The following is an 11,965-nucleotide window of genomic DNA, read 5'->3' on the forward strand; positions in this document are numbered from 1 at the left end:
TTTTTCCGTTGTGCGGCAGGGAGTGAAGCACGTGCAGTTCGACATCGCGATCGACGGGAACAAGGCGTTCCGGATCGAGCCCGGCACGGACGCGACGACCGCGCAGTTCGAGACGGTGCTGGGCGCCGAGGTCTGGCGCGTCACCGAGGAAGGCGCGGCACCGACCGAGCTGGATCCGTTGCAGGGCCACGTGAGCGCCGAACGACTGGTCCTGCTCCGCGAGATGCCACCGCTGCCCGGCGCGTGGCCGCAGTACCCGTCGCTGCCTCCCGGCGACACCATGCCGCGCACCAACACCTCGATCCTCGGCCAGGTCGAGGAAGCTCTCGTCGCACACGCTCCGGACGGCTGGCAGCAGGTCGAACTCCGGTGCCACGCACTCGGCCGCCGCATGGAGGTCGAGGCGACGGTCACCATCGACGGCGCCACCCACGTGTGGGCACCGCCGGTGATGGTCAGCCAGTGGCTGCACCGGCTGCGGATGCGCGACTTCCGCAACAGCCTCGGCACGTGGTTCACCGCGGGCCTCACGTTCGTCGCTGGCGGCGAGACCACGCGCCGGTTCCTGATCGAGGGTCAACCGGAATGGGCGCTTGAGACCAGCGGAGACCAGCACGCTGCCGACGAGCTGAGGTTGCTGCCGAGGCGGCCGGAAGCGGTGCCGGACTGGATGTGGCATGCGACCGGCAAGATCCAGCAGCGGGGACGCGCCAGGGCGTGGAACCCCCTGCCGGAGGAGGCCCGGCTCGAACTCGTGCGCGCGTTCGACGTGATCGAGAACGGCAGGGGAACCTGGTACCGCCCGATGGTCGGTGCCAGGGAACATGATTTCCTGCTGCGCTACCTGGAGAGCGCTCCGGTCGTCCTGTCGTCGCGCGGCTCGGCGACGGACCTCTTCACCGGTGGTGACGAGAAGGTCGTCCCGCTCGGCTACCACACCGACGGCCGCCGGGTGTGGCCCGCGAGCGTCGCGTACCACCTGCGCACGCACGAGATCCCGCCGTCGATGGCACTGGTCGACCACATCCGCCAGCAGCGCTACGAGGTCCCCGCAGTCCCGGAGATCGCGAAGGCCCGCGCGGCGGCGCTCGCGATGGGCAGGCCGTTCAGCGAGAAGCAGGTCGAGGCGGCGTTCCACAAGGCGCTGGAACCGCTTCGCCTCGTGATCACGCGCGTCCAGACCAGCCCGCGCTTCTACAGCCTGGAAGGCCACCGCGACCAGGCGTGGTGCCTGGTCCGCGACGCCGACTGGTACGAGGTCTACCGGGCCGACGGCGAGCTGAAGGAGAAGCACGAGAGGTTCGCGGACGTCCGCAACGCGGTCACCTACCTGATCGGCCAGCTCATCGAGAACCAGGACGCGCTGCGGTTCGAGCTCGACGAGGAACTGCCCGCATGGCAGTCGCCGTACCAGGTGACCTCGGAGCTGGACCCGTCGCTGGACACGATGACCGGCGTGCGGCTGACCAAGGTCGAAGACCTGTTCGTGCACCGCTACGGCGCTCCAGACGGCAACCTCGCCTACGAGAGCGAGATCCAGTCGGACCGAGAGCACCACCTGTACCGGCTCAAGGGCCCGTGGACACTGATCACCGCTGTAACCGCGGACGGCGCCCGCGCCTACGTCCTGCCGAAGCCGTTCGTCGAGTACCCGGACTACATCGACGACTTCACCCTGCACCCCGGCCTGCCCCCGGCCACGGAGTCTCTGCGCGAACAGGCCCGCCGCCAGGTCCCCGACGCCTGGCTGTGGTGCGCCGACCCGGAGGTCAACCCGAACTACATCGAGGGCATCCCGGACGCGACGCTGTTCGGCGCCTACGCGGCGGGCGCGGACGGTGAGCTGACAGGCGAGACGTACCTGAATCCGAACTACCGCCCAGGCCCGCAACGGCGCGGCTTCCCCGAGCCCCTGGCGGACCTGGACGTGGTGCTGGGCTACGTCGCGGCCGGCTGGGCACCGCAGGAACGCCTGCTCACGGCGACCCTCGAGGCGAACCTGATCGCGGAGACCGACGGTCAGGGCAACCTGCGCATGGGCGTCACCCAGGACGGACGCAGCTTCATCGCGGTGTGGTCCGCTCCGGGCCACCTCCCGCAGGAAGCCGCGTCCCCGATGGAGACGACAGGCCGTGAACTGGCCCCGGTGCTGGCCGGCGGCGTCCTGCTGATCAACCCAGGCGGCCAGCTGGGCGTAGAACTGCCAGGCGACGACCTGATAGCCGCGCTGAACGCCTGAGCACCCGCCCGATCGCGTCACGTCAGGAGCCGCAGCCAGAACATCAGGAGGGGTCGCGACCAAACCGCCCGCGGCCCTTCCTGAACAACGCCTGGTCAAAGCGAGCAGATCCGCGCCACCTCACCCGGCGTGCGAACCCACCCGCCTGGCCATGCCCACACGGCCAACCACGAGCACTTGGTGCGGGCCGGGACACCTACGGCGGTCCGGGGGCTTCCCCGCGGCTGGGGTCTGGGGGCTACGCCGGGTTCTCCGCGACGGCGAGGTAGTCCGTGTAGATCTGCGGCGAGCCCGAGAACGAGGCCAGCTGCTTCCACTCCTCGTACATCTGCTTGGTGTCGCGGTGGGCGGCCGCGAACTCCGCGGCCTCGCCGGTGGCGATGTCGGGCTCGGGGTAGAAGACGTCCAGCGCGTCCAGGCTCGCGATCTCCATCATCATCACGTACTGGTCGAGGCGGTTGCCCCGCTCGCCCTTGAGCACGTGGAACCGCCAGTCCGGGTAGTCGTCGATCCGGTGGTGGTTCTCGGCGATGAAGCGGTCGAACATCTCCTCGGTCGCACCGGCGCGCAACGCCAGGTTGTGGATCCCGACGACCCTGGCGACGGGCTCCTCTCCCGGGCGGTCGCGGTAACGGGGGCCGGGCGTGACCGTGCTCCGCGGATTGTCGGCCAGCAGCCGGTAGTCGGTGAACAACGTGGGCAGCTCACCGAACGTGCCCAGCCGCCGCCATCGCGCCAGCACAGCCTCCGCCTCGGGGTGCCGCGCCCAGAACAGCCGGGCCGGCTCGGTCTGCTCACCCCGGGCTGTGACGTAGCGGTCGCGTTGCTCGGCGCTCTCGATCTCGTACAACATCAGGTACTGCCCGGTCCGCTCTCCGCGCAACCCGCGCAGCAGAGTCCACCGCCACCCCGGGTACAAGGGCAGGTGAACGCCTTCAGCACGCACGAAGGTCTCGAACTCCTCCGGCGTGACACCAGCCTCCGTGTCGATGGCGATGTACTGGAAGGTGAACACCGGCGAGCGTCCCATTGCGTCCAATCCTCGGGCCGGGAAAGGGAACGCGCGTCCACAAGCACGACTCCCCGCACCACATCGTGCCAGCTCCAGAGAACGGGCCCTGTGAGCCCAAGAAGGCCTACCGGCCCGACGGGCGAGGCCGTGAACCCATGCCTGCCCATCGCCGGGTCCACCTAGACCTCCAAAGCGCGCAACTCCACCCGGCCTGACCACGCGCATGCTCACGGGCTGGGCAACCTACGGGGGGTCCGGGGGCTTGCCCCCGGCTGGGGTCTGGGGGCTCGGCCCCCAGAAAACGCCCGAAGGCGATTCGTGTTCGCGCTTTCCGCGAACACGAATCGCCTTCGACTTCGGTGCCCCCGGCAGGGCTACACACAGACGGTCCCGCGTCTGACCAGCGGATTTCCAGCGGCATGCTGGTGATTGAAGGCAGCTTTCTGGTTGACAACCCAGGCGGTGATACCTGATGGCGTCTTCAGGCCACGGTTCGGCACTGGAGCTGTCGAGCGACGCGGCGGCCATCGTGCGGGTTGTCACGATCATCATGGGCACGGTCGTGGGTCTCACGTTCATGTTCGGCTTCGGTAACGTGCTCAACCTTGCCCTCCGTCTGGGAGTGCCAGTCTGGGTGGCGCCGCTCGTCGCGCCCGCCGTCGACCTTTCGATTCTTGGTCTCCTGCTCGGTACGAGGCACCTGGCTCTCAGTGGTGTCTCCCCCGATGTGCTCCGTCCAGCCCGCCGGCTGCTGATCTTCGCGAGCGTTGTCACGCTGGCGTTGAACGTGGCCGATCCGGTCATCGCGGGTGAATACGGGAAGGCGGCGTTCGATGCCGTGGGGCCGCTCCTTCTGGTTGGCTGGGCTGAGGTGGGCCCCGGCTTTCTGCAAGCGATCGGTGCGACCAGGCATGCGACAGGGAAGATCCAAGACATCGTTGGTGCCGACGAATCCGGTGTGATGAAGCGGGATGTGTCCGAGGATGGATCTTCGAGGAACTTTGCCGAACAGCAGGAGATCTGTGCGCAGTCGCATACTCGACCACGGAGTCAGAAGGTCTCGCCGGAGAAGCTCTTGGAGAAGGCAAGGCAGGAAGACGCGGTGCACCGCGCACGTCACCAGAGGCCGATCTCGGCTGAAACGTTGCGGGTCCGCATGGGAATCGGAGCAGGCCCGGCCCGCCAGCTGGTCCAGATCGTCCGCACGGAATTCGAGCACCAGCTCATGCGAAGGACGACCGATGGGGAACTTGCTCATGAGATCCCGAGCTGCGAGGAGGAGATCGTGGTTTGACGTTTAAGGGTTGTCGCGTGGACCAACTTGAGCGCGAAGGCCTGCTTCGAGGCTGTGCAACGCGGCGCCGATGGCCGCGGCGGTGATCTCGAAGATCTCGTCCCCGCTGGTGCCGTAAACCTTCAGGTCTGCGACGCCGGTGTCGGTTGCCCAGAACGCTCCATAATGGACCTCGCTGCATACGACGCCAACGACGCCAACGACGCTTCGCAAGGATCACCGCTTGTCGTAGCGTCGGCGGATCGCCGGGTCGGTCTTGCTGGGTGAGTCGCATACCGCCGTGCGTAGGTTGATGGCCAGTCGGTCGTGACGGTCAAGGGTCGTGGCGGCGTTGGTGCCATCGGTGAGGAAGCCAGGAAGCGGTAGCCGACGCGGTGCAGCGACGAACGGGCAACTCGCCGGAGTCACCGCCGCGCTGGCGATCGCTGGTTGGGCTCGTCGTGCACCTGGGGCCGAGGCGACGTTCTGGGCCGGCCCTCCTCTTCGCGAAACGGTGGACGCGTTTCCTCACCTTGGTCTCTTGCCGCAAAGGGTTGTCGCCCCTCTGCGAATTCGGAAGAAGGGTGACGCGTACACGAGTCACTCGAAAGTATTTGATCAGGTCGCGGTGGCCTGGAACTGCTCGAGCGCCTCGATGTCGGCATCGGTGACCTTTCCGCGGAGTGGAGCCCCGGTACGCGATTGGGATGAAATAGAACATGTCCGATCTCATGAGGTAGGTTGAACCAGAACATGTCAGGTTTGCGGTGTCGTTCGGCGATGCCGATAACTGGTCTATCATTGCCGATCCACCATGTGGCTCCGCAAACACGTGTACCTGGAACTTCCCGCATGAACGTCAGTGCGACACCCGCATGTGCAAGCGCCTTCTGTGCTGCAAGAAATCCAACGCCGAAGAACCTCAGAATCTTCTCGAAAGGTCCACGCCGTTGGCCTCGTCCTTCGAGCCACGCAGTGACGTGGACCTCAGCGTGGACGTGGACCTCAGCGAACCGTCGGCGGCCCGCGCCTACGACTACTTCCTGGGCGGCGCCTGCGGCAGCAACCGGCCGCGAACGGCCAGGTTGACGTAGGTGAACTCCGGGTCGGCGCCCCCCAGTACGTCGGCGACGCGGTCCGCGCACGCCGTTCGGACGACTGGCGCCGTCGCCCAGCCCCTTCGGTGAACGAGTCCCCAACGCCACAAGACGCTTGCTCGTGCTCAGGACTTTAGGTCTCGAGGTCGGGCTCGGGTTGCGCGGAGTTGGATAACGGTTTGATAACGTCGAGGTCTCGAACTGAGGCGCGTTCCCATTACTGGCCGTATCCCCGTTTGTGCGACTCCCCATGGACTTGGCAACGCCGATGCGACTCATCGTCGCGCTGGCAGGCTGTGTGCTGGCCGTGCTGGTCAACACCGGGAGCGCGATCGGCCAGCCCACCACTCCCTCGACCCCCATCTCGACCCCGCCGCCCGGTAGTGGCGGGACGGGCGACGAGGTCGTGCAGACCCAGTGGGGTCCGCTCGGGCCCGCGGACCGGGACTTCATGAACCGGGTCAAGCAGGCCGGGTTGTGGGAGAAGCCCGCCGGTGAGAAGGGCAAGGCCAAGCGGCCGGACCAGCCGAAGATCCAGGAGGCCAGTAAGCACCTCATCGAGGGGCACACCCTGCTGGACAACGTGGTGAACCGGGCGGGCGTGCTGCTCGGAGTCACGTTGCCGCGGGAGGCCACCGACGAGCAGAAGGGCTGGCTCGCCGAGATGGACGCGGCCAACGGCGACGAGTTCGACTCCGTCTTCGCCAACCGGCTCCGCGTGGCTCACGGCAAGGTCTACGCCTATGCCGCACAGATCCGGGCGGGCACCAAGAACGAGCTCGTCCGCATCCTCTCCACGCAGGCGATGATCACCGTCTTCGAGCACATCAAGGCGATGGAGGACACCGGACGCGTCGACTTCGGCGCGATCGAGTCACCACAACCGCTCGCTCCTCCCACGAACAGCATCGGGGCACCGGATGCCAGTGGAGATCAGCAGGGAGCGGACGCCTCGGCCAACCCGACCGACGGCGTGATCCCGACTGTGCCGGAGGGCACCAGGTTCACCCGCACCGCCGAACAAGGCGTATTCGGTGAGAACAACGGCGTCTTCTTCGGCGCGATAGCGGTGCTCGCGCTCGCACTGGTCGGAATGCGAATGATATCCCGGTCCAAAAAGAATACGAGACGTAAATCCCGGTCGTACTAACCGCACACCGAAGTTCAGCCCGAATGACACGGCTAACCGCCGTCAGCTTCGCCATGCCGTTTTATTGGAATACACGAGGTGGCAAATGGCTTTTCACCGGAGGAAATCCACGATCTGGCTGACCGCCGCAGCAGCGGCGATGGCCTTGGTCGCGGGCGGTGCCGCGGTGGTGGCTGTCGGTTCGGCCGACGGCACGGCGCTTGCCGACGGCGCTCTGGACGAAGGCTTGTTCGTCGACATCACCAAGGTGAAGCCGAACGTCAAGAAACCAAAACCGGAGAACGACGCCACTACAGGTACGTTCACCGTCGACTGCGGCCGGAACGAGAACGGGCACTTCAACCCGGACAACTTCATCGCGCAGCCTGGCGTTCGCAATGGTGCGCAGCACTTGCACGACTACGTCGGCAACCTGTCGACCAACGCGGACTCCAACAACAAGTCGCTGCAGAAGGCCGGCACGACCTGTAAGAACGGTGACAAGTCCGCTTACTTCTGGCCCGTCATCCGCATCAACAAGGCCGAGGACGACGAGGAGAAAGCACCGCCGAAGAAGGACGACAAGGCGCAGCAGGACAAGGACAAGGCCGACAAGGCCGCGCCTACCGTCGAATGCCCGGACGTCGCCTCCGCGTTGCCCGAGGACGTCCCCGACAAGGCGCAGGCCGAGATCAGCCGCGAGCTCGAGAACATCGAGAAGCAGATCGACGAGGCCGACAAGCGCATTGCCTCGTCACAGGGCCAGGGCGGCCCGAACTTCGTGCAGAACGCCATTCTCGGCCCGCTGAAGGACAAGCGCGTCGCGGCGCTGGACCGCATGGAGATCGCCTTCCGCAGGCTGAACCAGCAGGCGCCCGAGCTGAAGCAGCTCGCGCCCTGCAAGCTGAAGGACCAGAACAGCAAGGGCCTCGAGAACGGCGGCGAGAACAGCGACACCGCCCAGGCCGAAGGCACCGAGAACAAGAAGAACCAGAACAACGTCGAGGAGAACGCGAACAACGAGCTGCCGGGCAACGAGGGTGAGATCCAGCGCCCGGAGGTCGCCGAGCTCCAGTTCCGCGGTTCGCCGGTCGGCAAGGTCGTCGCGATGCCGAAGTTCCTCCGCGTTCTCTACGGTGACGCCAAGGCCGGCCAGAACGGCCCGAAGAACGCCAAGGCGTCTTGGACCTGCAGCGGCTTCGAGGACAAGGTGCTGATCGACAAGTACCCGATCTGCCCGCAGGGCTCGAAGGTAAAGCGCATCCATGACTTCCCGAGCTGCTGGGACGGCAAGAACATCGACTCCGCGAACCACCGCGACCACATCGTCTTCCCGGACCAGAACGGCAAGTGCAAGAAGGGCTTCAAGGCCGTTCCGCAGCTGCGGATCTCCCTGACCTACAACATCCCCAGGGACGTCCAGCAGGCGCGCCTGTACTCGGTCGACTCGTTCCCGGAAGAGGAACACAACCCGCTCACCGACCACGACGACTTCGCGAACGTGATGTCGCAGCAGATCATGACCCGCCTGGTCAACTGCGTGAACACCGGCAAGAAGTGCCGCGAGTGACGTTGTTCGGGTAAGTGGAATCCCCGGTGCCGCCTCCTGCGGCACCGGGGATTTCCGTTGCGGTAGGTGAGGATGTCACCGGGCTCGGTTGGAACTGACTTCGATCCCGGCGGGAAGTTACGGTCTTGCCATGATCACCGCAGGTACCACGGCAGACCCCGATCCGCTGCGGCAGCCGGTCCGTGAGGTGGCGCGATGAGCCGACCCTCAGCCGGGGCGACCACCACGCCGGGAAACCCGTGCTGGGTGGAGCTCGCCACCAACGACACCGAGCGGAGCATGCGGTTCTATCAGGCCGTGTTCGGCTGGCAGTACCACTGGCTGCGTGACGCCGCGGGCCGGGCCTACGCAGTAGGCCGTACTGGACGACGGGCCAGTGGCCAGCAGCATCATGTCCACCAACGCCGCAGGCACGATGATGACGGAAGCGCCTGCGGGACTGTCGGCAGGATCCATCAACGGCCACTGCTAAGACTCGAACGCCGCGCGCTGGTTACCGCGTTGTTTCTGCTGCTTGCGCCACCCGTGCCGGGTCAGGCCACGCGGCTTGTACACGGACAGGATCAAGGCCAGGAGCAGTACGACCAGGCCGCCGATGGAGTGCCCGAGGGTCCCCGGCAACTCGCGGGGATCGGCGGCCGAGGCAGCTGCCTCGGCCAGGCGGCTCACGACGCTCGTCTCGATCAGCAGCACGGTCGTGGCCGCCAGGGTCAACACGAGCTTGACCAGGACCCAGTAGTGCCGGAACAGGCCCCAGGTGGTGCCCAGGGCGTTGATGATTCCGATGAGCACTGACACGAGAGCCAGCGGGACGATGGCGTAGTTGACGGTCACTTCCATGGCGAGATACATGGACCGTGTCAGCTGAACGTCCTGACTGATCGCGGCGGTGACATCGAGAGCCAAGTAGGCGACTACCGCGCCGAGCCAGCCGGCGGACGTGGTGACGTGCGTGGTGAGCACGAGCTTGCGCACTCGTGGCGGCATGGTCATACATGCCCGCCGACGATGACGCTGGCCGACGACAGGTGGCGCGCGGGTCCGTGCTGCCCCCCGACGTCCGTCAGTTGCAAGACGAGGAACAGCAGGATGAGGGCGCCGACGACGATCAGAGACACCTTCACCCAGCGCGGCATGCGTGGAGGTGACTCGTCGCTGGCAGCGGGATCAGGGGACTGGCTGGTCATGAGGACCTCCTCTGCGTCAGAGCCAAGTTTATCGAGACAATGTGTCGATGTCGAACTGCAGTGTCACGTCATCATCACTGCGTATACTGGGCGGGTGCCAAAGCTGTGGAACGAGACGATCGAGGCGCACCGCCGCGAGGTGCGTGAGGCGATCCTGGACACCACCGCTGAACTGGTGGCCGAACACGGCCTGTTGTCGGTGACGATGTCGCGGATCGCCGAGAAGACTGGCATCGGACGGGCCACGCTGTACAAGTACTTCCCGGACGTCGAATCGATCCTGAGCGCATGGCATGAACGGCAGATCTCCGCCCACCTCGCCGAGCTCACCGAACTTCGGAACGGGCCAGGCGACCCCGGTGAACGGCTCGAAGCGGTACTCGCGGCCTATGCGCGGCTGTCGCGCGGCCGCTTCTCCCACACGCACCCCGGCCCCGAGGTCGAGGCGGTCCTGCACCGGAGTGCGCACGTCACCCAGGCGCACAAGCATCTCCGCGACCTGATCAAGGGTTTACTGAACGACGTGGCGGCAACCGGCAACCTACGGGACGACGTCGCAGTCGACGAACTCGCCAGCTACTGCCTGCACGCGCTCGGTGCGGCGAGTGAACTTCCTTCGACTGCGGCGTTGGACCGTCTCGTCGCGGTGACCATGGCGGGCTTGCGCGCGGCTGAGTGAGCATCCACCTGGCTTTGTTCGGCATGTAGATGTGATCTTCGGGCGTGTCGGCGGTTCCTTGTAACGCATCGGTCTTGGCGGCCGAAGTCGTAGGTGACGGTGTCCTACTAGGACGAATAGTATCCCCTGGAAGAAGAACTTCCCGATGGTCGCGTTGTCGACTGCGTCCGGCGAACATCAGCCGCACCAGCCACGGCTGGATCGTCAGCAGTGCGACGACGATGCCGCCGATGGACGCTACTGAGCCGATGGCGCCGAGCGGGCCGTCGACCATCTCGGTGCTCGGCAGCCGACGCGCGCAGCAGCCCATCGTGGGAAGTTCGGGCGTCTCGTAGGCCGAAAGCTCCACCTTCGTTGCCGCGTCGATGATCGCCTGCTTCGCGTGCCGCGCGGTGATTTCCGAGAGGAGTTCCCCGGACCTTACGGCCGCCGGCGGTGATCAGCCCGATGGCGGCGACGATCCTGACCCGCGGTGGTCAACTGTGGGGCAACGGCGCCGGTTCCCGGTTTCACAGCGTCGGCGGCAAGGAACTGAGCTGATCAGATCGCGGCTGAACCACCAGCGTTGCCGCGAGCCCGGCACCGTTGAGCAGCTTCAGCACGATGCTGAGGACGAGCAGGCGGGCCGCAGCGGCCAAGGCCAGGCTCGTGCACAAGCTCGTGGGCTGCCCGCCGACCGTTCTTACTCAATGCCTGGCGTGGGTGTCGCTGGCGCGTAGAACCTCTGTGCTCATGACACACAGAGGTGGTTGTTCACCGAGGGCTACGGGACGGTCAGCCAGGCGGGGTGAGGCCGCGGTCCTGTTGCGGAAGGGCGGGCCGCAACCAGTCGGTGCGGTGATGGAGGTTCGCTCGGGCGACGTTGCCCAGCGCAGCCGCATCACCTGCGCTGGGATCAACGACGTTGCTCGTCTCTCTGACAGGGAGCTTGAACCAGCCCGAGCATCCGTTGACACAAGGGTGATTCATCTGCTTCATCGTCAGCGTGCCATCCGCATTGGGCACAGGTTGCAGCCAGGTCATCACGCCTGTGTCATCACATAGTTCGCAGGGATGTTCGCGCTCCACGAGGCCAGCGTGACGCCTTGGGCCGCCGTCGAGAAACGTCGTCACCGGAACGGGTGAAGAACTGAACTGTCCCTCGACCTGTTGAACATGATCGACTGGATCAGTCGCCTGGTTTGTGCGACAGACAGCGTGACGGATGCGCTCGAGAGACCGGGACAGTGGGGGCGGCGAGTCGGCGCGAAGTAGGGCTGCCGAAGATGTCGCCGACGTCTGGCCAACGTCTCCGCGTCGTGAAGATCGAGCTGACTGGCATGCTCGGCTCTAGCGACCGCTAATCTGGAGCGCGTGCCTGGCGCCGGCAGCATGCGGACCATCGCGCGAGCGAGCCTCGCGCGGGTCTTCGCCGTGCTCGCGCTCGTCGTCGGCATCGCGTTGTTACAAGGCACGCCCTGTGATCGGGACACCGCCCTGACGGCGCAGTGCGCGACCTCCAGCACGCTGGTCTTGGTCGACTCGCCTTCACCGCCGACTGCCATTGGCACCGCTTCGGAACTGATCGAGGACCTCGGTGGAGTGTCGGGAGCCTGTCTTGCGGTGCTGCTCACTGTCCTGCTCGGCCTCGTCGTCCTTCGCCGTCCTGGTTCGATCGCCGTGAGCGTCGTGCGCGTGCCGTTGCCGTGGCAGGGTCCGGATCCGCGTCCCGGAGTCCGGCTCACGCAGCTCTGCGTGTTGCGGGCGTAGTCACGCCTCTGTGCCCATGACCGCCACGAG

Annotated in this window: 11 protein-coding genes and 1 pseudogene; 7 read left to right on the top strand and 5 right to left on the bottom strand. The window is 66.1% G+C overall.

Features of this window, described 5'->3' with window-relative positions:
- The first annotated feature begins 31 nt into the window (after nucleotides 1-31).
- Nucleotides 32-2,239: an SseB family protein gene (locus SK854_RS13570; RefSeq protein ID WP_319975436.1), complete on the top strand. Its 2,208-nt coding sequence runs from the start codon at nucleotides 32-34 to the stop codon at nucleotides 2,237-2,239.
- Between the two features lie 238 nt (nucleotides 2,240-2,477).
- Here the strand turns inward: SK854_RS13570 and SK854_RS13575 are convergent, their stop codons facing one another.
- Nucleotides 2,478-3,269 (bottom strand): hypothetical protein, encoded by a 792-nt coding sequence (locus tag SK854_RS13575; RefSeq protein WP_319975437.1) that lies wholly within the window; start codon nucleotides 3,267-3,269, stop codon nucleotides 2,478-2,480.
- Nucleotides 3,270-3,723: 454 nt separating this feature from the next.
- Between SK854_RS13575 and SK854_RS13580 the strand changes: the two genes are divergently transcribed.
- From SK854_RS13580 to SK854_RS48225, 4 genes and pseudogenes are all read left to right on the top strand, one after another.
- Nucleotides 3,724-4,545, top strand: coding sequence for a hypothetical protein (locus SK854_RS13580; RefSeq protein WP_319975438.1), 822 nt, complete (start codon nucleotides 3,724-3,726; stop codon nucleotides 4,543-4,545).
- A 1,344-nt stretch (nucleotides 4,546-5,889) separates the two neighbouring features.
- On the top strand, nucleotides 5,890-6,771 hold the full coding sequence (locus SK854_RS13585) for a DUF4142 domain-containing protein (RefSeq protein WP_319975439.1): 882 nt from the start codon (nucleotides 5,890-5,892) through the stop codon (nucleotides 6,769-6,771).
- An 85-nt stretch (nucleotides 6,772-6,856) separates the two neighbouring features.
- Nucleotides 6,857-8,320, top strand: a complete 1,464-nt coding sequence (locus SK854_RS13590) for a DUF1996 domain-containing protein (protein WP_319975440.1) — start codon at nucleotides 6,857-6,859, stop codon at nucleotides 8,318-8,320.
- Between the two features lie 195 nt (nucleotides 8,321-8,515).
- Nucleotides 8,516-8,674: pseudogene (locus tag SK854_RS48225) on the top strand (VOC family protein); the annotation flags it as partial.
- A gap of 114 nt (nucleotides 8,675-8,788) precedes the next feature.
- Here SK854_RS48225 and SK854_RS13595 read toward each other — a convergent pair.
- Both SK854_RS13595 and SK854_RS13600 read right to left on the bottom strand, forming a co-directional pair.
- Nucleotides 8,789-9,307: a DUF2269 domain-containing protein gene (locus SK854_RS13595; protein WP_319975441.1), complete on the bottom strand. Its 519-nt coding sequence runs from the start codon at nucleotides 9,305-9,307 to the stop codon at nucleotides 8,789-8,791.
- 2 nt (nucleotides 9,308-9,309) lie between these two features.
- Nucleotides 9,310-9,507 carry a hypothetical protein gene (locus SK854_RS13600; protein ID WP_090011987.1) on the bottom strand — a complete coding sequence of 66 codons (198 nt, stop codon included), beginning with the start codon at nucleotides 9,505-9,507 and terminating at the stop codon, nucleotides 9,310-9,312.
- Nucleotides 9,508-9,601: 94 nt separating this feature from the next.
- Here SK854_RS13600 and SK854_RS13605 point away from each other — a divergent pair, with 94 nt between their 5' ends.
- A complete protein-coding gene (locus tag SK854_RS13605) occupies nucleotides 9,602-10,186 on the top strand; it encodes a TetR/AcrR family transcriptional regulator (protein WP_319975442.1) in 585 nt (194 codons plus the stop codon).
- A 509-nt stretch (nucleotides 10,187-10,695) separates the two neighbouring features.
- Here the strand turns inward: SK854_RS13605 and SK854_RS13610 are convergent.
- A complete protein-coding gene (locus tag SK854_RS13610) occupies nucleotides 10,696-10,824 on the bottom strand; it encodes a hypothetical protein (RefSeq protein ID WP_256335082.1) in 129 nt (42 codons plus the stop codon).
- Nucleotides 10,825-10,960: 136 nt separating this feature from the next.
- Complete coding sequence (locus SK854_RS13615; RefSeq protein WP_319975443.1) at nucleotides 10,961-11,254, bottom strand: hypothetical protein; 294 nt, start codon at nucleotides 11,252-11,254, stop codon at nucleotides 10,961-10,963.
- Nucleotides 11,255-11,539: 285 nt separating this feature from the next.
- Between SK854_RS13615 and SK854_RS13620 the strand changes: the two genes are divergently transcribed.
- Nucleotides 11,540-11,935 (top strand): hypothetical protein, encoded by a 396-nt coding sequence (locus SK854_RS13620; RefSeq protein ID WP_319975444.1) that lies wholly within the window; start codon nucleotides 11,540-11,542, stop codon nucleotides 11,933-11,935.
- Nucleotides 11,936-11,965 lie beyond the last annotated feature (30 nt).

Origin of the sequence: Lentzea sokolovensis, assembly GCF_033949975.1 — a bacterium.
Classification (GTDB): domain Bacteria; phylum Actinomycetota; class Actinomycetes; order Mycobacteriales; family Pseudonocardiaceae; genus Lentzea; species Lentzea sokolovensis.